This is a genomic window from Kribbella sp. WER1, assembly GCF_054189145.1.
In genome coordinates, this window is the sequence record NZ_CM135186.1 from 5,219,426 (window position 1) to 5,240,848 (window position 21,423).

General features: G+C 69.6%; 24 protein-coding genes. 14 read left to right on the plus strand and 10 right to left on the minus strand.

What is annotated here, in order from left to right; genetic code table 11:
* Nucleotide 1: 1 nt before the first annotated feature.
* Together ACXJJ3_RS25365 and ACXJJ3_RS25370 are read left to right on the plus strand one after the other, a co-directional pair.
* Nucleotides 2–988 carry an alpha-ketoacid dehydrogenase subunit beta gene (locus ACXJJ3_RS25365; protein WP_458164339.1) on the plus strand — a complete coding sequence of 329 codons (987 nt, stop codon included), beginning with the start codon at nucleotides 2–4 and terminating at the stop codon, nucleotides 986–988.
* Entirely contained in the window at nucleotides 985–2,295 is a 1,311-nt protein-coding gene (locus ACXJJ3_RS25370) for a dihydrolipoamide acetyltransferase family protein (protein WP_458164340.1), read from the plus strand. The genes ACXJJ3_RS25365 and ACXJJ3_RS25370 overlap by 4 nt, the downstream gene beginning before the upstream one ends.
* Here the strand turns inward: ACXJJ3_RS25370 and ACXJJ3_RS25375 are convergent.
* Complete coding sequence (locus tag ACXJJ3_RS25375; protein ID WP_458164341.1) at nucleotides 2,292–3,020, minus strand: TetR/AcrR family transcriptional regulator C-terminal domain-containing protein; 729 nt, start codon at nucleotides 3,018–3,020, stop codon at nucleotides 2,292–2,294. The genes ACXJJ3_RS25370 and ACXJJ3_RS25375 overlap by 4 nt on opposite strands.
* A 105-nt stretch (nucleotides 3,021–3,125) precedes the next feature.
* On the opposite strand from ACXJJ3_RS25375, the gene ACXJJ3_RS25380 reads away from it, so the two are divergent.
* Nucleotides 3,126–4,220: a hypothetical protein gene (locus ACXJJ3_RS25380; protein ID WP_458164342.1), complete on the plus strand. Its 1,095-nt coding sequence runs from the start codon at nucleotides 3,126–3,128 to the stop codon at nucleotides 4,218–4,220.
* Here ACXJJ3_RS25380 and ACXJJ3_RS25385 read toward each other — a convergent pair.
* Together ACXJJ3_RS25385 and ACXJJ3_RS25390 are read right to left on the minus strand one after the other, a co-directional pair.
* A complete protein-coding gene (locus tag ACXJJ3_RS25385; protein ID WP_458171943.1) occupies nucleotides 4,207–5,028 on the minus strand; it encodes an aldo/keto reductase in 822 nt (273 codons plus the stop codon). The genes ACXJJ3_RS25380 and ACXJJ3_RS25385 overlap by 14 nt on opposite strands.
* On the minus strand, nucleotides 5,025–6,209 hold the full coding sequence (locus tag ACXJJ3_RS25390; RefSeq protein ID WP_458164343.1) for an MFS transporter: 1,185 nt from the start codon (nucleotides 6,207–6,209) through the stop codon (nucleotides 5,025–5,027). Before ACXJJ3_RS25390 ends, ACXJJ3_RS25385 begins: the two co-directional genes overlap by 4 nt.
* A 124-nt stretch (nucleotides 6,210–6,333) precedes the next feature.
* On the opposite strand from ACXJJ3_RS25390, the gene ACXJJ3_RS25395 reads away from it, so the two are divergent.
* Together ACXJJ3_RS25395 and ACXJJ3_RS25400 are read left to right on the plus strand one after the other, a co-directional pair.
* Nucleotides 6,334–6,783: a MarR family winged helix-turn-helix transcriptional regulator gene (locus ACXJJ3_RS25395; protein ID WP_458164344.1), complete on the plus strand. Its 450-nt coding sequence runs from the start codon at nucleotides 6,334–6,336 to the stop codon at nucleotides 6,781–6,783.
* Between the two features lie 2 nt (nucleotides 6,784–6,785).
* On the plus strand, nucleotides 6,786–6,974 hold the full coding sequence (locus ACXJJ3_RS25400; RefSeq protein WP_458164345.1) for a DUF3099 domain-containing protein: 189 nt from the start codon (nucleotides 6,786–6,788) through the stop codon (nucleotides 6,972–6,974).
* Here the strand turns inward: ACXJJ3_RS25400 and ACXJJ3_RS25405 are convergent.
* The gene (locus ACXJJ3_RS25405) at nucleotides 6,959–7,891 is read right to left on the minus strand and encodes a cation diffusion facilitator family transporter (RefSeq protein WP_458164346.1); all 933 of its coding nucleotides are present in this window, start codon (nucleotides 7,889–7,891) and stop codon (nucleotides 6,959–6,961) included. The genes ACXJJ3_RS25400 and ACXJJ3_RS25405 overlap by 16 nt on opposite strands.
* The gene (locus ACXJJ3_RS25410) at nucleotides 7,884–8,777 is read right to left on the minus strand and encodes a LysR family transcriptional regulator (protein ID WP_458164347.1); all 894 of its coding nucleotides are present in this window, start codon (nucleotides 8,775–8,777) and stop codon (nucleotides 7,884–7,886) included. The genes ACXJJ3_RS25405 and ACXJJ3_RS25410 overlap by 8 nt, the downstream gene beginning before the upstream one ends.
* Before the next feature lie 71 nt (nucleotides 8,778–8,848).
* Between ACXJJ3_RS25410 and ACXJJ3_RS25415 the strand changes: the two genes are divergently transcribed.
* From ACXJJ3_RS25415 to ACXJJ3_RS25440, 6 genes are all read left to right on the plus strand, one after another.
* Entirely contained in the window at nucleotides 8,849–9,901 is a 1,053-nt protein-coding gene (locus ACXJJ3_RS25415) for an SDR family oxidoreductase (RefSeq protein ID WP_458164348.1), read from the plus strand.
* Nucleotides 9,902–9,929: 28 nt separating this feature from the next.
* Nucleotides 9,930–10,514, plus strand: a complete 585-nt coding sequence (locus ACXJJ3_RS25420; RefSeq protein ID WP_458171944.1) for a helix-turn-helix domain-containing protein — start codon at nucleotides 9,930–9,932, stop codon at nucleotides 10,512–10,514.
* Nucleotides 10,515–10,635: 121 nt separating this feature from the next.
* Nucleotides 10,636–11,796: an NAD(P)/FAD-dependent oxidoreductase gene (locus tag ACXJJ3_RS25425; protein WP_458164349.1), complete on the plus strand. Its 1,161-nt coding sequence runs from the start codon at nucleotides 10,636–10,638 to the stop codon at nucleotides 11,794–11,796.
* Nucleotides 11,793–13,631, plus strand: coding sequence for a 2Fe-2S iron-sulfur cluster-binding protein (locus ACXJJ3_RS25430; RefSeq protein WP_458164350.1), 1,839 nt, complete (start codon nucleotides 11,793–11,795; stop codon nucleotides 13,629–13,631). The genes ACXJJ3_RS25425 and ACXJJ3_RS25430 overlap by 4 nt, the downstream gene beginning before the upstream one ends.
* Nucleotides 13,628–14,539 carry a dihydrodipicolinate synthase family protein gene (locus ACXJJ3_RS25435; protein ID WP_458164351.1) on the plus strand — a complete coding sequence of 304 codons (912 nt, stop codon included), beginning with the start codon at nucleotides 13,628–13,630 and terminating at the stop codon, nucleotides 14,537–14,539. Before ACXJJ3_RS25430 ends, ACXJJ3_RS25435 begins: the two co-directional genes overlap by 4 nt.
* A 7-nt stretch (nucleotides 14,540–14,546) precedes the next feature.
* On the plus strand, nucleotides 14,547–15,548 hold the full coding sequence (locus ACXJJ3_RS25440) for a proline racemase family protein (protein WP_458164352.1): 1,002 nt from the start codon (nucleotides 14,547–14,549) through the stop codon (nucleotides 15,546–15,548).
* A gap of 79 nt (nucleotides 15,549–15,627) precedes the next feature.
* Here the strand turns inward: ACXJJ3_RS25440 and ACXJJ3_RS25445 are convergent, their stop codons facing one another.
* Both ACXJJ3_RS25445 and ACXJJ3_RS25450 read right to left on the minus strand, forming a co-directional pair.
* The gene (locus tag ACXJJ3_RS25445) at nucleotides 15,628–15,975 is read right to left on the minus strand and encodes a UBP-type zinc finger domain-containing protein (protein WP_458164353.1); all 348 of its coding nucleotides are present in this window, start codon (nucleotides 15,973–15,975) and stop codon (nucleotides 15,628–15,630) included.
* Nucleotides 15,976–16,022: 47 nt separating this feature from the next.
* Nucleotides 16,023–16,655, minus strand: a complete 633-nt coding sequence (locus tag ACXJJ3_RS25450; RefSeq protein ID WP_458164354.1) for an HD domain-containing protein — start codon at nucleotides 16,653–16,655, stop codon at nucleotides 16,023–16,025.
* Between the two features lie 62 nt (nucleotides 16,656–16,717).
* Between ACXJJ3_RS25450 and ACXJJ3_RS25455 the strand changes: the two genes are divergently transcribed.
* Nucleotides 16,718–17,701 carry a GlxA family transcriptional regulator gene (locus ACXJJ3_RS25455; RefSeq protein ID WP_458164355.1) on the plus strand — a complete coding sequence of 328 codons (984 nt, stop codon included), beginning with the start codon at nucleotides 16,718–16,720 and terminating at the stop codon, nucleotides 17,699–17,701.
* 37 nt (nucleotides 17,702–17,738) lie between these two features.
* The gene (locus ACXJJ3_RS25460; RefSeq protein ID WP_458164356.1) at nucleotides 17,739–18,230 is read left to right on the plus strand and encodes a VOC family protein; all 492 of its coding nucleotides are present in this window, start codon (nucleotides 17,739–17,741) and stop codon (nucleotides 18,228–18,230) included.
* Nucleotides 18,231–18,251: 21 nt separating this feature from the next.
* Here ACXJJ3_RS25460 and ACXJJ3_RS25465 read toward each other — a convergent pair whose 3' ends face one another.
* From ACXJJ3_RS25465 to ACXJJ3_RS25475, 3 genes are read right to left on the minus strand one after another with little or no spacing between them, the layout of a single operon-like run.
* Entirely contained in the window at nucleotides 18,252–19,088 is an 837-nt protein-coding gene (locus ACXJJ3_RS25465) for a 5-oxoprolinase subunit C family protein (protein WP_458164357.1), read from the minus strand.
* A complete protein-coding gene (locus tag ACXJJ3_RS25470; protein ID WP_458164358.1) occupies nucleotides 19,085–19,690 on the minus strand; it encodes a 5-oxoprolinase subunit B family protein in 606 nt (201 codons plus the stop codon). The genes ACXJJ3_RS25465 and ACXJJ3_RS25470 overlap by 4 nt, the downstream gene beginning before the upstream one ends.
* A complete protein-coding gene (locus tag ACXJJ3_RS25475) occupies nucleotides 19,690–20,442 on the minus strand; it encodes a LamB/YcsF family protein (protein ID WP_458164359.1) in 753 nt (250 codons plus the stop codon). Before ACXJJ3_RS25475 ends, ACXJJ3_RS25470 begins: the two co-directional genes overlap by 1 nt.
* A gap of 242 nt (nucleotides 20,443–20,684) precedes the next feature.
* Here ACXJJ3_RS25475 and ACXJJ3_RS25480 point away from each other — a divergent pair, with 242 nt between their 5' ends.
* Nucleotides 20,685–21,422: a GntR family transcriptional regulator gene (locus ACXJJ3_RS25480; RefSeq protein ID WP_458164360.1), complete on the plus strand. Its 738-nt coding sequence runs from the start codon at nucleotides 20,685–20,687 to the stop codon at nucleotides 21,420–21,422.
* Nucleotide 21,423: the final 1 nt, after the last annotated feature.

Here is a 21,423-nt window from a genome sequence, read left to right on the forward strand (position 1 = left end):
GATGGCGCACACGAAGATCTCGATGGCGCAGGCCCTCAACCAGGCGCTCCGCGACGCGATGGCTGCCGACGACACCGTGGTGATGTTCGGTGAGGACGTCGGCGCGCTCGGCGGCGTGTTCCGGATCACCGACGGGCTGACCGCGGAGTTCGGCGAGCAGCGCTGCTTCGACACCCCGCTGGCCGAGGCCGGCATCGTCGGGATGGCGGTCGGGATGGCGATGAACGGGATGCGCCCGGTGGTCGAGATGCAGTTCGACGCGTTCGGGTACCCGGCGTTCGAGCAGGTCGTCTCGCATGTCGCCAAGATGCGGAACCGGACCCGCGGCAAGGTGACGCTGCCGATGGTGATCCGGATCCCGTACGGCGGCGGGATCGGCGGCGTCGAGCACCACAGCGACTCGTCGGAGAGCTACTTCGCGCACACCCCGGGGCTGACCGTGGTGACACCGGCCACCGCCGCGGACGCGTACTCCTTGTTGCGCAAGGCAATCGAGTTCCCGGATCCGGTGGTGTTCATGGAGCCGAAGAAGCTCTACTGGGCGAAGGAGGAGGTCGACCTCGACGAGGCGCAGCCGGGGATCGGCCGGGCCGTCGTACGGCGGGAGGGCGCGGACGCGACGCTGATCGCGTACGGGCCCGCGGTACCGGTCGCGTTGGAGGCGGCCGAGGTGGCTGCCACCGAAGGGCGGCAGCTGGCGGTGGTGGATCTGCGGTCGGTGGTGCCGTTCGACGAGGAGACGGTCTGCGCGGCGGTCCGGCGGACCGGGCGGGCGGTGGTGGTCGCGGAGGCCAGCGGGTTCGCGAGTGTGTCGTCGGAGATCGTTGCCCGGGTCACCGAGAAGTGCTTCCACTCGCTGGCGGCGCCGGTCCGGCGGGTGACCGCGTTCGACATCCCGTTCCCGCCGCCGAAGCTGGAGAAGTACCAGCTGCCGAGCGTGGACCGGATCCTCGACGCGGTCGACGACCTGCAGTGGGAGGACTCGTGAACACGTTTCTGCTGCCTGACCTCGGTGAAGGGCTGACCGAGGCGGAGATCGTGCGGTGGCTGGTGAAGGTCGGCGACGTGGTCGCCGTCGACACACCGATCGCGGAGGTCGAGACGGCCAAGTCGATCGTCGAGCTGCCGTCGCCGTACGCGGGAGTGATCGAGGAACTGCACGGTGAGCCCGGTACGACGGTTCCGGTCGGGAAGCCGCTGATCACTGTCGGGGATCCGGCGGGGGCGGCGTACCGCGAGGAGGAGCGCGCGGGGTCGGGGAACGTGCTCGTCGGGTACGGCACGGTCGAGTCGAGCGGGAGCGGACGGCGCCGGAAACCACGAGTTTCCTCGGTTTCCGAAGCTTCGGAAACCGTTTCGCCGGCTCGGGTACCGGTGGTGATCTCGCCGCTGGTACGGCGGCTGGCGCGGGACGCCGGGATCGATCTCCGCGAGCTGACCGGCTCGGGGCCGGACGGGTTGATCGTGCGCCGGGACGTGGAACACGCGATCGCCTTCCGCGCCCGGTCGACGACGGCTGCGGCGCCTGCGGCGGGCGCGGCATCGGCGGACGCGGTGTCTGTGGGTGGGCCGACGGTGGAGGGGGAGTCGCGGACCGGGCTTCCGGAGTTGCGGCGGGTGCCGATGAGTGGTTTCCGGAAGGCGGTTGTCGCCACGCTGAGCCGGAGCCGCGCAGAGATCCCCGAGGCAACCACCTGGGTCGACGTCGACGCGACCGCCCTCGTCGACCTCCGCGAATCATTGCGCTCGGCAACAGACCCCGGCCCGGGCCTGCTCGCGCTGATGGCCCGCTTCGTGGTCGCCGGCCTACTCAAGTACCCGGAGCTCAACGGCTACGTCGACACCGCCCGCGAGGAACTCGTCCAGTACGACGGCGTCAACCTCGGCCTGGCCGCGCAGACGGACCGCGGTCTCCTGGTACCGGCCGTCGGCAACGCGCACACGCTGACGACCCGCGGCCTGGACGCGGAGATCCGCCGGCTGACCACGTCGGCGCGCGACGGCCGGCTGACCCAGCACGAGCTGACGTCCGGCACGTTCACGCTGAACAACTACGGCAGCTTCGGCGTGGACGGCAGCGCGGCGATCATCAACCACCCGCAGGTCGCGATCCTCGGCGTCGGCCGGATCATGGACCGGCCGTGGGTGGTCGACGGCGAGATCGCGGTCCGCAAGCTGACCCAGCTGTCCCTCGTCTTCGATCACCGGGTCTGCGACGGTGGCACCGCGGCCGCGTTCCTCCGGTTCGTCGCCGACGCCTTCGAGAACCCGGCGTCCGCGTTCGCCGACCTCTAGGGCGTGTCTCCTGCGCCCACGCCGTAGAAGATCTGCCGCGGGCGCAGGCCGACGAGGATCACCCGCAGCCCGGAAGCGAACCGTGCTTCCGGGCCGGCGGTGCTCTCGTGGTTCAGGTACGCCGCGAGGTGCTGCGCGTCGACGCCCATCCGGTGCGCTGACCTCGACGCCCAGCGTGGTTCGCTCAGCCCGCTGCGGCGTACGACCGTGAGCCACGCGGAGTCCGCGACCGCCGAGCCGATCAGGTAGTGGATGACCGCGGACACCGCGGAATCCAGGTGTGTCCCCTTGAAGCCGGCGGAGGCCAGGATGCCCTGCACCCGATCGGTCAACGCCTGGTAGTTCGGCCCGAGCCCGGCGTGCGTCGGCAGCAGTTGCGCGGCCCACGGATGCGCGCACAACGCCTGGTACGCGGCCATCAGTACGTCGGTCGCCTGCTCACGCCAGTCGCCCTCCGTCTCGACCAATGCGTCGCCGAGGACCGCGTCGACGATCAACTCGAGGAGATCGTCCTTGTTCGCGATCCGCCAGTACAGCGCGGACGTCGCCGCGGTGCCCAGCTCGGCCGCCATCGCCCGCATCGAGAACCCGTCGAGGCCGTCCCGGTCCAGCACCCGAATCGCGGTCGTGACGATGTCCTCGCGGCTCAGCCGGCTCCGCGTCGGCTCCGGCTCCTCCCGCAGCCACACCGATCCGAGCGCCGTCCGTCGATCTGCCTCACGCACTGAAACAGTGTGTCACAGTCGAGTACACCGTTTCACGACCAAAGTCGGCCAGCCCGCGACCTCGGTACGACGACCTGCCCGCCGTACTGGCGAAGACTCGGCGGCATGACGATCAACCGGGCCCAGTTCCTCGCCCTAGGGGCAGCCGCCGCGACCGCGGGTGTGGCGACACCGGCCGCCGCGTCGCCGAATCGGCTGACGCTCAAGGGCGTCGCGTACGACACCGGCGGCGGACCGGACGACAGCCGCGCGCGCTGGCGGCACAGCCTGATGCGCGGCGAGATCCACGCCGTCCGGCACCGGCTGCACGCGAACTGGGTCAGCATCTACGGCAGCGACGTACGCCGGCTGATCGACACCGCGACGGTCGCCCTCGAGGAGGGGTTGACGGTGTCGATCCAGCCGCGGTCGTTCGACGAGCCGCAGGCGGCGGAGCTGGAAAAGCTGCGTCAGGTCGCCGTCGAGGCCGAGCGGTTGCGGCGCCGGTACGACCGGGAGGTGATCCTGGTCGTCGGGTGCGAGTTCATGCTGTTCACGCCGGGAATCGTGCCGGGTGCGACGTTCTACGAGCGGGTCGCGTACCTGTCCAAGGGCGGCTTCGACATGGCCGAGCTGCAACGGAAGTTCCGCGCGTTCACCGCCCGGACGGTGAAGGTTGCCCGTAGCAACTTCCACGGCCGGGTCACGTACGGCGCGGCGTCGGATCTCGAGCAGGTCGACTGGTCGATCTTCGACATCGTCGGGCTGGACTACTACTCGTACCACGCGGACCACGCCGGCCATGCGAAGGAGCTGGCGCCGTTCCGCCGGTGGAACAAGCCGATCCTGATCCTGGAGTTCGGCTGCTGCACGTTCACCGGGGCGGCCGAGCTCGGCGGGATGGGGTGGGACATCGTCGACTACAGCGGCGATGTCCCGGTGATCCCACCGCAGTACGTCCGCAACGAGCAGGAGCAGGCGGACCACCTGGCCGACATGCTGCAGGTCTTCACGGAACAGGGCTTCCTGGGTGCGTCGCCGTACACCTTCATCTCAGCCGACGCCCCACACCGCCCGCGCGACCGCCCCCACGACGAGGACATGGCCGCCTTCAGCCTCTGCAAGGTCCTCCGCTACGACGACCAGAACCCGTCCTCCCCGTACTACTGGCTCCCGAAGAAGTCCTTCCACGCGGTGTCACGGGCGTTCAGGCGACGTTGAAGGTGTCGGGGTCCGGGCCGGTGCGTTCGTTGCGGTTCAAGGGGTTGAGAGTCGCCATGTCTTCGCTGGTCAGGGCGAAGTCGAAGACGTTGAGGTTCTCGCGGATGCGGGCCGGGGTGACTGACTTCGGGATGACGATGTTGCCGAGCTGGAGGTGCCAACGGAGTACCACTTGGGCCGGTGTGCGGTCGTACTGCTTGGCCAGGGCTTCTACGGCCGGCTCGGTGAGCAATGCTCCGCCCTTGGCCAGCGGGCTCCACGCTTCGGTGCGGATCCCGAAATCGGCGTTGTACGCGCGTACGTCGGCCTGCTGCAGGTACGGGTGCAGTTCTACCTGGTTCACCGCGGGTGTAAGGCCCATAAGACGGTCCAGGTGGTCGGGCTGGAAGTTCGAGACACCGATGGCGCGGACGCGGCCGTCCGTGTACAGCTTCTCGAGTGCGCGCCAGCTGTCGGCGTACAGCTCGCGGGCCGGCGTGGGCCAGTGGATGAGGTACAGGTCGAGGTACTGGAGGCCTAGCAACGACAGGCTCTGGTCGAATGCCTTGAGCGTCGAGTCGTAGCCCTGGTCCGCGTTCCAGAGCTTGGTGGTGACGAACAGCTCGCTCCGGTCGATTCCGGATGCGGCAAGAGCCTGCCCGACACCTGCCTCGTTCTGGTACGCCGCAGCAGTGTCGATGCTCCGGTACCCGGCCTCGAGCGCGTGCGTCACGGCCGTTGCCGTCTCGTCGTTCGGGACCTGGAACACGCCGTACCCGAGTTGGGGCATCTCGACGCCGTTGTTGAGCGTCACGGCGGGAATCATCAGTGGCTTCCTTCAAGAACTAGTGCGGGGACCTGGCTGCGCTGGCGGCGGTCCAGGAGGCCGGAGGTGAGGGCTACGAGCAGGCCGGCGACAGCCAGCGCGGCGCCGACCCAGTTGGGGGCTGTGTAGCCGAGGCCGCGCTCGATGGTCAGGCCGCCGAGGTAGGCGCCGATGGCGTTGCCCAGGTTGAAGGCGGCGATGTTGGCGGCGGACGCCAGCGCGGGAGCGCCAGATGCCTTGTCCATGACTCGTTTCTGCAGCGGGGCGACCGTGGCGAAGCCGGCTGCGCCGAACAGCGCGATCGTTACGGCAGAGGGGATCTTGGCGTGCGCCGTAAACACAAAGACCACCAGTACGGCGGCCAGCAGCGTAAGAATCAAGTACAGGCTCGGCATCAGCGACCTATCCGCAGCCTTACCTCCCAGCAGGTTGCCCACGACGAGCCCGCCGCCGAACAGCACCAGCAACCAGGTCACCGCTCCAGCAGAGAAGCCCGCGACCTCCGTCATCATCGGAGCGATGTAGGTGAACGACGCAAACACCCCAGCGAAGCCCAAGGCTGTCATGGCCAGCGCCAGCCACACCTGCAGGCTCTTGAACACTGCCAGCTCGCTCCGCAACCCGGGCCCTTCAGCAGAGTCCTGCCGCGGTACGAGGAACACAATGCCCAGCAGCCCGATCACCCCGAGCGCCGTAACCGCCCAGAACGTCGACCGCCACCCGAACTGTTGCCCAAGCGCGGTCCCGCCCGGTACGCCGAGCACGTTCGCAACCGTGAGCCCGGTGAACATCAAAGCGATCGCACTGGCCTGCTTCGCCTTCGGTACGAGCGACGCCGCCACGACCGACCCGACACCGAAGAACGCGCCGTGGGACAGCGCCGCCACGATCCGCCCGGCCATCAGCACGCCGTACGACGGGGCGACCGCGGAGAGCAGGTTGCCGGCGATGAAGACGCCCATCAGCGCGAGCAGCACGGTCTTGCGGGAGACCTTGGAGCCGATCGCGGTGAGCAGCGGGGCACCGACCACGACGCCCAGCGCGTACCCGGAGATGAGCAGTCCGGCGGACGGGATGCTGACGCCGAAGTCGGTGGCGACCTCGGGGAGCAGCCCCATGATGACGAACTCGGTGGTGCCGATCCCGAAAGCGCCGATGGCTAGCGCGAGGAGGGCCGCGGGCATGGGTTCTTCTCTCCCTCGAATGTAGTCTTATGACTGTTACCGGCGTGCGCGATAGTTGCACACGCGGGCTATTGCACAAGCGCTATGATTGCGCATGCAAGCGCAATGTTCAAGTGGAGGTGTCGTGGGACTACCGGATGACGCCGCGGAGGCGCGGGCGCAGGGGTGGCGAACCCTCGCGGCGCTGCACGCCCGGATCGAGGACGAGCTGGAGCGCGCGCTGCAGAAGGAACACGGGCTCTCGGTGAGCGAGTACAGCGTGCTGGACGTGCTGGCGCGGCAGGACGACTACCACCTGCGCATGAACCAGCTCTCGAACGCCGTAGTGCTCAGCCAGTCGGCTACTACCCGCCTGGTGAACCGGCTGGAGGACCGCAAGCTGCTACAGCGGTACCTGTGCCCCACAGACCGGCGCGGTATCTACACAGAGGTCACCAAGGCCGGCCGTGACCTGCTGGACGAGGCCCAGCCGACCCACGACGCCGTATTGACGTCCGCACTGTCGACTGCTGCCGAGCTACCCGAGTTGTCCCCGCTGGTGCGTGCGCTGGGGAAGCTCCCGCTGACGGTGTGACCATGGCCCGCAAGTACGACAACCGCAAGCTGTACGTGCTGTTGATGGGCAGCTGTGCGACGTTGATCATCCTGGCGTGGTTCGTCGTCCGGCTGTTCTCGATCCCGGCAGCCGTCGCGATGAGCGCGGTCGCCGCGGTACTGCCGCCGGCCGCCGCGATCGTCGCGAACTGGGGTCACGACAAGCGCTGACGCGGATCCCCGGGTGTCGGGTCCAGGTACAGGTGCCGGATGCTCGGGTGCTTCCGGCGTACCTCGGCGTCGACCTTCTCGGCGAGTTGCTCGATCGCCGCCCCGGTGGTGCCGGCGTCGACCAGGTCCACGGTGGCGACGACCAGCACCTGGTCGGGCGCGAGCTGCAGGCTGAGCAGATCGAGTACGCGGACGATCCCGGGCTCGGCACCGATGATCGTCCGCACCTCGCGCTGGATGTCGTCCGGCAGCGCCCGCCCGATCAGCATCGCCTTGTTGTCGCGGCCGAGGGTGAACGCGACGGCGATCAGCAGTACGCCGATCGCGATCGAGGCGGCGCCGTCCCAGATGTGGTCTCCGGTCAGGACGGCCAGCGTCACGCCGACGGCTGCGAGCAGCAGGCCGATCATCGCCGCGGAGTCCTCGAAGGCCACGGTCTTCACCGCGGGCTCGGCGCTCCGGAGCTGCTCGAGCAGCGGTACGCCGGCCTCCTTCGCCTCCCGCCGGAGCTGGAGTACCGCTCGCAGCCAGGACGATCCCTCGAACACGAACGAGATCGCGAGCACGGAGTAGATGACGGCGAGCGCCGCGATCGGTTCGGGCGCGAGGATCGAGCGGAGGCCTTCGGTGATCGAGAAACCGGCGCCGAGGACGAAGATGCCGACGGCGGCGAGCAGCGCCCAGAAGTACCGCTCCATGCCGTAGCCGAAGGGATGTCGCGCGTCGGCCGGCTTCCGGCTACGGCGCAGCGCGGTCAGCAGAAAGGCCTGGTTGAGCGTGTCCGCGACCGAATGCGCCGCCTCCGCGAGCAACGCCGTCGATCCGGACAGCAGCCCGGCGGCGACCTTGGCGATCGCGATCACCAGGTTCGCCGTACCGGCGAGCAGGACTGTGCCGTCCGACGCTTCCTCAGCCATCCTCTTCGCGTGCCCGCAGGCCGCCGGACCGAAACAGTACGTCGATGAACGCGGCGGCCAACGGGTCCGGCGTACCGCGCGTGTATGCCGTGAGCGTGCGGCGTACCGGAGGCTCCGGGCGGAGGACGTGGCCATCGAAGTCCTTCGGGAGGATGTTGTCGGGGACCAACGCGGGCCCGAGGCCGGCCGCGGCGAGCGCGGGGGCTGCCGCCGTCTGCTCGGTGCGTACGGCGATGCGCGGCTCGAAACCGGCTTGTGCACAGGCGTTGTCGAGGACATCCGCGAGCCCGTGACCTGGCGCGTAGTGCACCCAGGAACGGTCCGCGAGGTCCTGCAGCTTCACGGTGTCGCCGGTTGCCGCGGGGTCGTCGGCGGCGACCACGACGACCAGGTCTTCGGTGCCGAGTACGTGCGTGAGACCGGTCCAGTTCGTGGGCTCGGGCCCGACGGCGAGGTCGGCCTGGCCGGCGTGCATCGCGTCGACGAGTTCGTCGGTATGGCGGTGTTCGAAGAGGCGGATGCCGACGTTCGGACGGGTCTGCCGCCAGCTGCGGAGCGCGGCGGGCAGGACGCCCAGGGTGATCGAGTAGAGCGTCGCGATTTGCAGCTCGCCGACTTCCAGTCCGGCCGCCTGGCGTGCGGCGCATCGGGCACGCTCCGCGTCAGCCAGCGCCGCGCGGGCGTGCGGGAGCATCGCTCGGCCGGTCGGGGTGAGGCGGACGCTGCGCGGCAGGCGCTCCAGTAACGGACCGCCGGCGGAGCGTTCGAGTGCGCGGATCTGATGGGAGAGCGCGGGCTGCGTGACGTGCAGCAGCTCGGCGGCCTTGGTGAACGAGCCCTCGCCGATCACGGTGACGAAGTACTCGAGCTGCCTGAGCGTTGTCATGAGCGGAGTTTATGGCTTCGGTGAAAACTATGTCTTGGATTTATCTTCGCAGGTCAGCAAGGCTGTTGGGCATGGAGAACGTTGCGTTGGTGGTGGGCGCCCGCGGAGTGATCGGGACGAATCTGGTCGAGCATCTGGCGTCGCTGCCGGACTGGCGGGTGATCGGGCTGTCGCGGCGCGGCGGCACCGACGTATCCGGGCGGGTCCGCCATGTCGCGGTGGATCTGCTCGATCCGGACGACACCCGCGAGAAGCTCTCGGGGCTGTCCGACGTGACACATGTCTTCTATGTCGCGTACCAGGATCGCCCGACGTGGGCCGAGCTGGTGCCGCCGAACCTGGCGATGCTGGTCAACGTCGTGGATGCGATCGAGCCGGTCGCGCGGGGGCTGCGGCACGTCAGCCTGATGCAGGGCTACAAGGTGTACGGCGCGCATCTCGGGCCGTTCAAGACGCCCGCCCGGGAGGACGATCCGCCACACCTGCCGCCGGAGTTCAACGTCGACCAGCAGCAGTTCCTGACCGCGCGTGCGGAGGGGAAGACGTGGACGTGGTCGGCGTTGCGGCCTTCTGTGGTTGGCGGTTCGGCGCTCGGGAACCCGATGAACCTCGCGGTCGCGATCGCGGTGTACGCCTCGCTGTCGAAGGAACTCGGCGTACCGCTGCGGTTCCCGGGCAAGCCCGGCGCGTATCACTCGCTGCTGGAGCTGACCGACGCCGGATTGTTGGCCAAGGCAACTGTATGGGCGGCGACCGCGCCGGCCGCGGCGAACCAGGCGTTCAACATCACGAACGGTGACCTGTTCCGGTGGAGCGAACTGTGGCCGAAGCTCGGCGCGTGGTTCGGGCTGGAGGTCGCGTCCCCGTTGCAGCTGTCGCTGCAGGACGTGATGGCCGACAAGGAGCCGGCCTGGAAACAGTTGCAGGCGACGCACGGACTGGCCGCGACCCCGTTCGCCGAGGTCTCGTCGTGGCTGTTCGCCGACTTCGTGTTCGGCTGGGACTACGACTTCTTCGCCGACGCCTCGAAGTCCCGCCGGGCCGGTTTCCACGCGTACGTCGACACCGAGCAGATGTTCTACCGGATCTTCGCCGACCTGCGGACCCGCCGCGTCATTCCGTGAATGTGGCATGCTCCGGGCTGTGACTGCGATGGGTGCGGGAAAGCTGCTCGGGACGAACCTGCGGGCGCGGCGGGACGAGCAGGGCATCTCGCTGTCCGAGCTGGCCCGCCGGTCCGGGATCGCGAAGGGGACGCTGTCCCAGCTGGAGTCCGGCGCGGGCAACCCGACGATCGAAACAGTGTTCAGTTTGTCGAACGCTCTGGGGATTCCGGTGTCGGCGTTGCTGGCCGAGTCGCCGGCCGCCGGCGTGGTCCTGGTACGGTCCGCGGACGTCGACGTCCTGTCCGGTGATGCCATCGACCTGCGGATGCTCCGGCGGCTGGAACACCCGGGCGGGCTGTTCGAGATCTACGACCAGGAGATCCGGCCGGACGCGGTCCAGCACTCGGACGGGCATCCGGGTACCGAGCATCACGTCGTACTCTCCGGGCGCCTGCTCATCAACACCCATGGGCAGAACGAGGAACTCGGGCCGGGGGACTACCTCGCGTTCCGGGCGGCCGGGGAGCATTCGTACCAGGCCGTGGACGGGCCGGTGCGGTCGGTCTTGCTGCTCGAGTACCCGCCGGACGTGTACCCGACGGCGGCCGGCGGGCCGCATCTGCCGGGATAGTTCCGGGATAGTTCCGGGAAAGGTCCGGGAGAGGTCCGGTTGGGTGCATTGACCGGTCGTCGGGACCGCGCGTAATCTCGGTATCGTTCATTTTAGCGAACGTCCAGCCGAGGAGGCCGTCATGCACCGGTCCGCGACACCCGACGTGGTGGTGGTCGGTGCGGGCATGGTCGGGGCCGCGTGCGCGGAGGCCCTGGCGGCGGCCGGCGTCCGGGTGCTGGTGATCGACCGCGACGGCCCCGCGAGCGGTACGACGGCGTCGGGCGAGGGCAACGTACTGGTCTCCGACAAGGAGCCCGGGCCGGAGCTGGAGCTGGCGGTCGCGTCGCGCGCGGAGTGGGACGTCGTCCGCGGCCGACTGCCCGAGCGGGTCGCGGACGTGGAGTGGGAAGCGAAGGGCGGCGTCGTGGTGGCGACGGGCGACCCGGAGCCACTGACCGCGTTCGCCGCGAAGCAGCGCGAGGCCGGGGTCGACGCGCGGGTGATCACGCCTGCGGAGGTCTTCGAGCTCGAGCCGCTGCTCACCCCGCGGGTGACGATCGGGGTGCACTACCCGGACGACGCGCAGGTGCAGCCGGTGCTGGCCGCGACCGCGTTGCTGGCAGCCGTTCGCGAGCGCGGCGGCGAGGTGCGATCGGGGGTCACCGCGCTCGGGATCCGGCAGTCACGCGGCCGGGTCGTCGGCGTCGACACGTCGGACGGCGACATCGCCTGCGGCGCGGTGCTGAATGCCTGCGGCCCGTGGGCGGGCGCGTTCAGCGCGGCGGCCGGTGCCCGGATCGAGGTCCTCCCTCGGCGCGGGATGATCCTCGTGACGGCACCCCTGCCCGAGTGCGTGCGGCACAAGGTGTACGACGCGGACTATGTCGGCGCGGTCGGCAGCGGAGACGCGGAGTTGCAGACGTCGACCGTGGTCGAGTCGACCCGTGGCGGGACGGTGCTGATCGGTTCGAGCAGGGAGCGGATCGGGTTCGACGACACGATCCGGGTGCGCGTGTTGCGCGAGCTCGCCCGGAAGGCCGTCGGGCTGTTCCCGTTCCTCGGCGACGTCCCGGTGATGCGCGCGTACGGCGGGTTTCGTCCGTACGCTCCGGATCATCTGCCGGTGATCGGCGAGGACCCACGGGTGCACGGCCTCTGGCACGCCACCGGCCACGAGGGCGCGGGCATCGGTCTCGCACCGTCGACCGGCCGGCTGATCACCGAACAGTTCCTGGGCCTGACACCGCACCTCGACCCGGCGCCGTTCCGCGTCGACCGCCCGGCGGTGATCGCAGCATGACCGCCTACCAACGCCATCGCCCGGACGACCCCGCCGAGATCGGCACACCCCCGAGTTTCGAGGTCACCGTCGACGGTCGTCCCGTCACCGCCGAGGCCGGCCAAACCGTCGCCGCCGTACTCCTCGCCAACGGCCAAGACACCTGGCGAACTACCCGAGTCCACAACCGTCTCCGCGGCGTCTTCTGCGGCATCGGCGCCTGTCAGGACTGCTTGATCACCCTCAACAACACTCCGAACACCCGAGCCTGCCAACGCACCGTCACCCCCGGCGACACCATCAGCACGCAACCCGCGCCACTCCTTCAGACCCCCTCTGCGGACGAGGCCAGCAGCTCGGTGAGGGTTGAAACGGAGGTTGTCGTGGTGGGGGCCGGTCCGGCAGGGGTTGCGGCTGCGCTTGCTGCTGCGGAGGGTGGGGCGGAGGTGCTGGTGGTCGACAACGGGCGGGCTGTCGGCGGGCAGTACAACCGGCAGTTGCCGGAGGAGTTCGCGGCGCGGCGGCCGGATCGGTTGCAGCACGAGTGGAAGACGTTCGCGGCGCAGCGGGATCGGCTGCTCGACGATCGGCGGATTACCTATCTGCCGGAGACCTCGATCTGGGCTCTCGAAGGACCCCGACTGTGGGCGCAGACCGGCCCGGCGGACGCACCCGGGCGCCAACCGTTCCCCATCGACGCGAAGGCTGTCGTGCTGGCGACCGGTGCGTATGACCGCGTGCTTCCCTTCCCTGGTTGGGATCTCCCCGGCGTCTATACCGCAGGCGCCGCGCAAGCCCTCGCCAAAGGCCAACGCATCGCGGTCGGGCGCCGGGTGCTCGTAGCCGGCACTGGCCCGTTCCTCTTGCCGGTAGCCGAGTCGCTGATCGGCGTCGGCGCACACGTCGTCGCCCTCCTCGAAGCCAATACTCTGAAGACCGTCCGTAAGGGCTGGTCCACCGACCCACTAGTTGCCCCCGGCAAGATCCGCGAGGCCGCCACCTACGCCACCCTGCTCGCCCGCCACCGAGTCCCCCTCCGCCACGGCTGGACAGTCCTGGCAGCCCACGCCTCCGACCACCCAGAGCCCGCGGAACACGCGGGTCGGGGTGAGGCGGAGCATGTGGTGGCGGCGACGATCGGCCGGTTGGACGAGAACTGGCGGGTGATTCCGGGGAGCGAGCGTCGGGTCGAGGTCGACGCGATCTGCCTCGGCTTCGGCTTCACCGCGAACCTGGAGCTCGCGGTCTCCGCCGGCTGCACCCTCGGCCCCGGCCCGGACGGCGGACCGGCCGTGATCGTCGACGCCAACCAGCAGACCACCACCCCCGGCTACTTCGCCGCCGGTGAACTCACCGGCATCGGCGGAGCAGCCCTCTCCTCCGCCGAAGGCGCTGTCGCCGGGACCTCAGCCGCCCGCCACGCCCTCTCCGCACCCCCCTCGCCACGAACAACACCAGCCGCACAGCCAGCCTTGGGAGATGTCGAACCAGCTGTTGCCAAGGGGCGCCGGTTCGCGGCCGCGCTTGCCAAGGCTTATCCGGTGCGCGATGGGTGGAAGAGCTGGAGTACTGCGGACACGCTCGTCTGCCGGTGTGAGGAAGTGACCCGCGGCGAGCTCGAAGCCGCCGCGGACGATCGCGGCCTGCCGGACGGACGTGCCATGAAGCTGAGTAGTCGCGCCGGCCTCGGGATGTGTCAGGGGCGGGTGTGTTCGCGCACCGTCGCCGCGCTGCTCGCCGTGCCGGGCGACGTACCTGATCCGAGCATGAAACGACCGATCGCCGTGCCGGTGCGGCTGCGGGATCTAGCAGCGGCCGAGGTCGCGGACTCAGCAGAAACGATGGAGGAACAATGACCGAGAAGCTGGACGGCGTGATCGTCGCGACCGCCCTCCCGTACGTAGAGGACGCGTCGGCGCCGGCCGGGTTGCGGCCGGATCTGGACAAGTACGCCGAGCACTGCCGCTGGCTGGTGGACAACGGCTGCCGTGGCGTCGGGCCGAACGGGTCGCTCGGGGAGTACTCGTCGCTCACCGACGACGAGCGCCGCGCCGTCGCCAGGACCGCGATCGAGGCGGTCGGCGACGACGGCATCGTGGTCGTGGGCGTGCACGGTGTCGGGTCGCACCAGGCCCGCGCCTGGGCGGAGAAGGCTGCCGAGGACGGTGCGCACGGCGTGCTGTGTCTGCCGCCGACGATGTACCGGGCGAACCGCGGCGAGGTGATCGCGCACTTCACCGAGGTCGCGAAGGCCGGGCTGCCGGTGATGGTCTACAACAACCCGCTCGACACCAAGGTCGACCTGACGCCGGACCTGCTGGCCGAGATCGCGCAGATCGAGAATGTCGTCGCGGTGAAGGAGTTCTCCGGCGACGTCCGGCGGATCCTGGAGATCCGCGAACTGGCGCCGGACCTGGCCGTGATCGCAGGCGCCGACGACCTGACGCTCGAGGCGTTGCTGATGGGCGCGACCGGCTGGTTCGCCGGATTCCCGAACGTGTTCCCGAAGGAATCGGTGCAGTTGTTCGAGCTCGCCACGCAGGGCAAGCTGGAGGAGGCGCGGGCGCTGTACGAGCCGCTGGTCGCCGCGTTCCGGTGGGACTCGCGGACCGAGTTCGTGCAGGCGATCAAGTACGGCATGGACTACGTCGGCCGGTTCGGCGGACCGTGCCGGCCGCCGCGCGGACCCCTCGTGCCCGAGCACGTCGCGCAGCTGGAGCAGGACATGAAGAAGGCAGTGGAGTCGCTGGAGTCACCGAGATGAGGTCGGCATGAGGTCCGTCCGGACGATCAGCGCGATCGACTCGCACACCGAGGGCATGCCGACCCGCGTCGTCACCGGCGGCGTCGGCGTGGTCCCGGGCGCGACGATGGCGGAGCGCCGCGAGTACTTCGTGAAGCACCTGGACGACCTGCGGTTGTTCCTGATGAACGAGCCGCGCGGGCATGCCGCGATGAGCGGGGCGATCCTGCAACCGCCGACGCGGTCCGACGCGGACTGGGGCGTGCTGTACATCGAGGTCTCCGGCTGCCTGCCGATGTGCGGCCACGGGACGATCGGGGTCGCGACCGTGCTGGTCGAGTCCGGGATGGTCGCCGTCACGGAGCCCGTGACGCAGGTCCGGCTGGATACGCCTGCCGGGCTGGTTGTCGTTGACGTTGCCGTGAGCAACGGTCGGGCGGAGCACGTGACGTTGCGGAACGTTCCGTCGTACTCGCATGCGCTGGATGCGACGGTCGACGTACCTGGGCTGGGTGCGGTCACGTACGACATGGCGTACGGCGGGAACTACTACGCGATTCTGCCGTTGGCGCAGTTGGGGATCCCGTTCGATCGGGCCGAGAAGGACCGGATCTTGAAGGCCGGGCTGGACATCATGGATGCGATCAACGCGAGCGATCGTCCGGTGCATCCGCTCGATCCGGGGATCAACGGGTGCAAGCACGTGCAGTTCACCGCGCCTGGTGCGGATGGGGCGGACTCACGGAATGCGATGGCGATCCATCCGGGCTGGTTCGACCGCTCGCCGTGCGGCACCGGTACGTCCGCCCGAATGGCCCAGCTGCATGCGCGGGGTGAACTCGCCCTCGACACCGACTTCGTCAACGAGTCCTTCATCGGCACCCGCTTCACCGGCCGCCTCGTGGAGGAAACCACGGTCGGACCGTACGTCGGCGTCGTACCCACGGTCACCGGCCGCGCATGGATCACCGGCACCGCCAACTACCTGCTCGACCCGGACGACCCGTTCCCCACAGGCTTCGTTCTGTAGTCGAGAGTTACCTGCAGTCAGCCGGAACGCCCTGCACGAGGGGTGAGTACTGCGCGGGGTGTTTGCGCGCGGGGCGGGGTCAGCGGTGGAGTTTGGATTGCCAGTCGGTGGGGACGTTGCCGCCGGGGACCGGTTGGGTTTCGGGGCGGGAGGCGGGTGGGGCGAGGTCCGGGCCGTCGTAGTACTGGGATTCGCCGTAGTGCCAGAACCAGTCCTCGCCCGGCTCGAAGCTGCGGACGATCGGGTGGCCGGTCTCGGCGGCGTGGGCCGATGCGTGCTGCGCGGGCGAGGAGTCGCAGCAACCGATGTGGCCACACTGTGCGCAGCGCCGGAGGTGGAACCACCAGCCGTCGACAGCCAGGCACTCGACACATCCGGTACCGCTCGGCGGGACAGTGCTGTCGATACCCGGCGTTCCAGAAGTCATACCGCCCATCCTCGCGGCTCCTCGGCCCACGGACAAGCAACGCGGGGCTACTCGGGCCAGGCGGAGTTCTTGATGGCTTCGACGAAGTCGGTGTGGCGGAAGCCGGGTACGAAGTGCTCGAGTACGTCGCTCTTGACGTTGCCGAAGGTTGTCGCCGGTCGGTCCCAGATGCCCTCGGTGAACGCCGCGAGGATCCGGGACTTGAAGTCGGGGCGGGGGTGCGCGGCCGTGATCGCGGCGCGTTGCGCGTCGGTGATCGCGTCGTACCCGAGGCCGAGGACGTCGAGTTCGACGCCGCGAGTGACGAGCGCGACCTCGGGGGACAGGTGCAGCGGGATCTCGGGTGTGGTGTGCAGCGCGATCGCGGTCCACACCCGGTCGGCCGGATCGCCGGTGATGCCGTGTGCGTCGAGGAATCGCCGCGCCTCGTCGGCGCCGTCGATCTCGAAGCGCTGGTCGGTACGGCGGTAGCGCTCGGTCAGGCCGAGGTCGTGGAACATCGCGCCGACGTACAGCAGCTCCGGGTCGTACGCGAGCCCCTCGCCGCGGAGCGAGCCGAACAGGAACACGCGGCGCGAGTGGTCGAACAGCAGCGCGGAGGCTGCGTCGCGGACGAGTTCGGTCGCCTCGCGCGCGAGGGTGCTGTCGGGGATGCGGATGCCGGCGATTTCCTCGGCCATTGGTGGTCCTCTCGGGGTGGAGTCGATGGGCCCAGGTTCGCGGTGCGGGTTACGCTGGCGCCATGGCCGTATCGCCACATGAACCACAGATTCGGACACGCCGGGTCGCTTTCGTCGTGTACGACGGCGTGACGCTGCTCGACGTCACCGGGCCGCTCGAGGTGCTCCATCAAACGGGCCGCTACGAGACCGTGCTCGTGTCCGCGACGGGCGGGCAGGTGACCGCTGCGTCCGGGGTGACGCTGGCAGGAGTTGTCCCGGTTGCAGAAGCCTTCGCAGTCTTGGACACAGTGCTGGTCGCGGGGGCGGATCGGCTGGTGGACGGTGTTCCCGAGGACGTGTTGGCGGTGACGGCGGCGCTCGCCGGGCGGTCCGGGCGAGTCGCATCGGTGTGCAGCGGGGCGTTCGTGCTGGCGGCGCTCGGGATGCTCGACGGGCGGCGCGCGACGACGCATTGGCGGCATACGGCGGCGCTGGCGCGGCAGTACCCGAAGGTGCGTGTCGAGCCGGATGCGCTGTACGTCGTCGACGGCCGCTACCTGACCTCGGCCGGCATCAGTGCGGGCATCGACCTCACCCTCGCCTTGGTCGAAGCCGATCACGGGCCCGAGGCCGCGCGACGCGTGGCGCGTGAGCTAGTGGTGTTCATGCAGCGACCGGGCGGACAGACCCAGTTCTCGACGGCGATGGCGACACCACCGGCGCGAAGCGATTCGTTGCGCGCCATCACCGACACAGTGGTCGCCGACCCGGCCGCGGACCACAACCTGTCGACGCTGGCCGCGGCCGCCGCGATCAGTCCGCGACACCTGACACGGCTGTTCCGGAACGAGTTCGACACCACCCCTGGCCGATGGGTCGAACGCGTGCGCCTCGACCGCGCTCAGCACCTCCTGCTGGACGGCCACAGCATCACCACGGCGGCACGCCTCAGCGGGCTCGGCAGCGACGAGACCCTGCGCCGAGCGTTCGCACGGCACCTCAACACCACGCCGACGGAGTACCGACGCCGCTTCCAGGCCACCGCAGAACGGCCCGCTGAGTAGGACACGAGCTGTCCGCTGTCCCCGGGAAGCTTGGGGCATGACGAAGATCCCGGGTGGTAAATCGACAGTCACGCCGTACGTAGTGGTGAAGGGTGCGGATCGGTTCCTGGAGTTTGTGGAGCGAACGTTCGAGGTGCAGACGAGTGGCCGGTTCACGAACGAGGACGGCACCGTCGGACACGCCGAGATCACCGTCGGCGAGTCCGTGCTGATGAGCTTCGACGCCGCACCGGAGTGGCCTGTGACGCCTGCCTTCTTGAGCGTGTACGTCGACGACGTCGAGCGGACGTACGAACGCGCACTCGAGGCCGGCGCGACCGTCGTGACCGAGTTGATGTCCTCGCGGATCACCGGCGACCGTGGCGGAAGGGTGAAGGACCCGGTCGGCAACATCTGGTGGCTGCAGACACACGTGCGGGATGTCGACCCGGCCGAACTGCCTGGCCTGTTCGCGGATCCGGTCGAGGCAGCGCTGATGCGCAAGGCCCAGGAGAGCTTCGCGGACGAGATGCGCACACGGAGCCGATGAGCGCGGCGTCTGGAAGAAAGGTCAGTTGCCGAGGCGGACGGACTGGCCCGGGCGGAGTTGTGCGCAGGCGTCGAGGTCGCGCTCGGCGACGTACGCGATGACCGGGTAGCCACCGGTGACCGGGTGGTCGGCGAGGAAGATGACCGGGGTGCCGGACGGCGGGATCTGGATCGCACCCCGCGCCATGCCTTCGCTGGCGAGTTCACCGGAGCGGGCGCGTTCGAGTGGCTCGCCGTCGAGCCGTACGCCGACCCGGTTGCTGTTGCTGCTCACCTCGTAGACCTGCGAGACGAGCGACACCCAGCCGGCGTCGGTGAACCAGTCCCGTCGCGGTCCCGGCGTCACGCGGACGACGATCTGTCCTGCGGCTGGATGGGCGACCGGAGCGTGGTCGACACCCGGCATTGGCTCGGCCAACGATCCGACCCGCAGCGTCTGCCCGGTGATCAAGGGCGCGGGGCCGAGTCCGGACAGGAGGTCGGTGGAGCGGGAGCCGAGGACGGCCGGGATGTCGATGCCGCCGCGGACCGCGACGTACGTGCGCAGTCCGCTCGGCGGGGGTCCCAGCCGCAGGATCTCTCCGGATCTGAGCAGAGCAGGAGCATTCAAAGGTACGCCGGTGCACGGGGCGCCGGTGATCGCGACGACGAGATCGCCGTCGGCGTGGACGGCGAGACCGCCGTACGTCACCTCGACGACGGCCGCACCGGCGACGTTGCCGACCAGCCGGTTCGCCAAGGCGTAAGCCGCGCGGTCACACGCGCCGGAGACCGGGACGCCGAGCGCGGCCTGGCCGGCCCGCCCGCTGTCCTGGATTGTTGCCAACGGCCCCGTTGCGAGAACGGTCAGGCTGCTCATCCACGACCTGCGTCGACGAACCGGACGCGGCGCCCGGGGTACAGCAGTGCCGCGGGTTCCCGCGCCGAGTCGAAGATCCGCACCGACGTACGGCCGATCAGCTGCCAGCCGCCCGGCGACTCGCGCGGGTAGACTCCGCTGAACTCGCCGCCCAGCGCGACGGCACCGGCCGGTACCTTCGTCCGTGGCGACGTCCTGCGCGGGATGTCCCACGCGTCGGTCGAGGTCAGGTAGCCGAACCCGGGCGCGAACCCGGAGAACGCGACCGTCCACTCGCCGGCGGTGTGACGCGTGACCACCTCGTCCGCACCGCAGCCGAGTAACTCGGCGACGTCGTCCAGGTCCTCGCCGTCGTAGACAACCGGGATCTCGATCAGGTCGCCGGTCGTCCGGCGGTCCTGCGCCGGTGTCAGCTTCCGTAGGAACTGTGACAACGAGCCGAGGTCGCCGCGAGTGGTGACGAGAACCGTCCGCGCGGCCGGGACGATGTCGACCACGTCCGGCGGCGGATCCGCGGCCAGTGCCGCGTAGTACCCGAGTACCTCGTCCAGATCGTCGAGCTCCACCAGCAGCGCCTGATGCCCCGACGGCAGAATGCGCATCAGCCCGTGAACGGGCGCAACGGTACGCCCGCTCCCTCCAGCGCGCCACGCACCCGCCGCGCGATCTCGACGGCGCCCGGGGTGTCACCGTGGACGCAGATCGACGCCGCTTCGACGACGAACGTGCCCCCCGCGTGGTCGCGGATCGCCTGGCCGGTCGCCATCGCCGTACAGCGGGCCGCGATCTCGTCGGCGTCGTGCAGCACCGACCCGGTCTCGCGACGTGGGACCAGCGTGCCGGCCGGCGTGTACGCACGGTCCGCGAATGCCTCGTGCACGACGCCCAGGCCGGCCTCGGCGGCCAGCCGTAGCCAGGCGGATCCGGGCAGGCCGAGCACCGGGAGCGTCCGGTCATACTCGGCGACGGCGGTCACCACGGCGGTCGCCTGCTCCAGGTGGTGGCCGATCGTGTTGTACAGCGCTCCGTGTGGCTTCACATAGCGGACCTGGCCGCCCGCGATCCGTGCGAAGGCGTCCAGCGCGCCGAGCTGGTACAGCACCTCGTCGCGCAGCATGTCCGGGTCGATGTCGACGTGCCGCCGCCCGAAACCGGCCTTGTCTGCGTACCCGACGTGCGCGCCGATCGCGACGCCGCGCTCGACTGCCTCGGCGGTCACCCGGCGCATGATCGACGGGTCGCCGGCGTGGAAGCCGCAGGCGACGTTCGCGCTGGTCACGACCTCGAGCAGCGCCGAGTCGTCACCCATCGACCAGGAGCCGAAGCCCTCGCCCAGGTCCGCGTTGAGGTCCATGTGCCCGAGCGTAGGGATTGTTGAACAATCCGGCAAGAGGCTTGTTCCACTTTTCCCCCCCAGCTGGGATGATGCAGAGATGAGAGAGAGGGCATCTGAGAACTCTGCGCCTACTGCGGGGCACTCGGCACGGCATCTCGGCGCACGGGTGCAAAGGCCACGATGCTCCGCATCGAGACCTTCGCCCCCGCACGCCGAGCTACCGCACCGAGCACCTCCTCGCTACGACGCAGAGTCCTCAGATGCCCTCTGAGACCGGCCGCCAGGCCTGGCTGCGGACCGTCGCCGCGGACGTCGCGCGGCTGGACCGGAGCAGCTCGGCGGAGCGCGCTGCCGACATCCTGCGCCGTAGTATCACCGAGGGCGCGCTGCCGCCCGGCGCGCAGCTGTCCGAGGTCGAGCTGACCGAGGTCCTGGAGGTCAGCCGGAATACGCTCCGGGAGGCGTTCCGGCTGCTCACCCACGAGGGGCTGCTGGTCTACAAGCTGCACCGCGGAGTCTTCGTGCCGGAGCTGGACGAGCAGGACGTGATCGACCTGTACCGGCTGCGCCGGGTGCTCGAGGTGGACGTCGTCCGCGGGCTGTCCGCGCGCGACCCGGAGCTGCCCGCAAGCCGGCTGGAGCCGCTGCACGACGACGTCGAGGTGGCCGAGGCCGCCGCCCGCGCGGACCGCTGGCCGGCCGTCGGTACGGCGAACATGCGCTTCCACCAGCACCTGATCGGGCTCGCCGACAGCTCGCGGATGGACGCGATGACCGGCCGGCTGCTCGCCGAACTGCGGCTGCTGTTCCACGTGATCGCCGCCCCGCGCGAGCTGCACGAGCCGTACATCGCGCGCAACCGCGGCCTGCTCGAACTGCTCGAGGCCCGCAAGTACGACGAGGCCACCGCGGACCTGCACGAGTACCTGCTCGACTCCGAACAGGGCATCCTGGCCGCCTTCCGGGATAAGGGCTTGCAAACCCCCGCGGCGACCTGAG

What these genes read in the sequence shown, in the direction of transcription:
- ACXJJ3_RS25365 (WP_458164339.1), top strand. Translation starts at nt 2, where the DNA reads ATGGCGCACACGAAGATCTCGATGGCGCAGGCCCTCAACCAGGCGCTC.
- ACXJJ3_RS25380 (WP_458164342.1), top strand. Translation starts at nt 3,126, where the DNA reads ATGACGATCAACCGGGCCCAGTTCCTCGCCCTAGGGGCAGCCGCCGCG.
- ACXJJ3_RS25390 (WP_458164343.1), bottom strand. Translation starts at nt 6,209, where the DNA reads ATGCCCGCGGCCCTCCTCGCGCTAGCCATCGGCGCTTTCGGGATCGGC.
- ACXJJ3_RS25400 (WP_458164345.1), top strand. Translation starts at nt 6,786, where the DNA reads ATGGCCCGCAAGTACGACAACCGCAAGCTGTACGTGCTGTTGATGGGC.
- ACXJJ3_RS25405 (WP_458164346.1), bottom strand. Translation starts at nt 7,891, where the DNA reads ATGGCTGAGGAAGCGTCGGACGGCACAGTCCTGCTCGCCGGTACGGCG.
- ACXJJ3_RS25410 (WP_458164347.1), bottom strand. Translation starts at nt 8,777, where the DNA reads ATGACAACGCTCAGGCAGCTCGAGTACTTCGTCACCGTGATCGGCGAG.
- ACXJJ3_RS25415 (WP_458164348.1), top strand. Translation starts at nt 8,849, where the DNA reads ATGGAGAACGTTGCGTTGGTGGTGGGCGCCCGCGGAGTGATCGGGACG.
- ACXJJ3_RS25420 (WP_458171944.1), top strand. Translation starts at nt 9,930, where the DNA reads ATGGGTGCGGGAAAGCTGCTCGGGACGAACCTGCGGGCGCGGCGGGAC.
- ACXJJ3_RS25425 (WP_458164349.1), top strand. Translation starts at nt 10,636, where the DNA reads ATGCACCGGTCCGCGACACCCGACGTGGTGGTGGTCGGTGCGGGCATG.
- ACXJJ3_RS25430 (WP_458164350.1), top strand. Translation starts at nt 11,793, where the DNA reads ATGACCGCCTACCAACGCCATCGCCCGGACGACCCCGCCGAGATCGGC.
- ACXJJ3_RS25435 (WP_458164351.1), top strand. Translation starts at nt 13,628, where the DNA reads ATGACCGAGAAGCTGGACGGCGTGATCGTCGCGACCGCCCTCCCGTAC.
- ACXJJ3_RS25440 (WP_458164352.1), top strand. Translation starts at nt 14,547, where the DNA reads ATGAGGTCCGTCCGGACGATCAGCGCGATCGACTCGCACACCGAGGGC.
- ACXJJ3_RS25445 (WP_458164353.1), bottom strand. Translation starts at nt 15,975, where the DNA reads ATGACTTCTGGAACGCCGGGTATCGACAGCACTGTCCCGCCGAGCGGT.
- ACXJJ3_RS25450 (WP_458164354.1), bottom strand. Translation starts at nt 16,655, where the DNA reads ATGGCCGAGGAAATCGCCGGCATCCGCATCCCCGACAGCACCCTCGCG.
- ACXJJ3_RS25455 (WP_458164355.1), top strand. Translation starts at nt 16,718, where the DNA reads ATGGCCGTATCGCCACATGAACCACAGATTCGGACACGCCGGGTCGCT.
- ACXJJ3_RS25460 (WP_458164356.1), top strand. Translation starts at nt 17,739, where the DNA reads ATGACGAAGATCCCGGGTGGTAAATCGACAGTCACGCCGTACGTAGTG.
- ACXJJ3_RS25465 (WP_458164357.1), bottom strand. Translation starts at nt 19,088, where the DNA reads ATGAGCAGCCTGACCGTTCTCGCAACGGGGCCGTTGGCAACAATCCAG.
- ACXJJ3_RS25470 (WP_458164358.1), bottom strand. Translation starts at nt 19,690, where the DNA reads ATGCGCATTCTGCCGTCGGGGCATCAGGCGCTGCTGGTGGAGCTCGAC.
- ACXJJ3_RS25475 (WP_458164359.1), bottom strand. Translation starts at nt 20,442, where the DNA reads ATGGACCTCAACGCGGACCTGGGCGAGGGCTTCGGCTCCTGGTCGATG.
- ACXJJ3_RS25480 (WP_458164360.1), top strand. Translation starts at nt 20,685, where the DNA reads ATGCCCTCTGAGACCGGCCGCCAGGCCTGGCTGCGGACCGTCGCCGCG.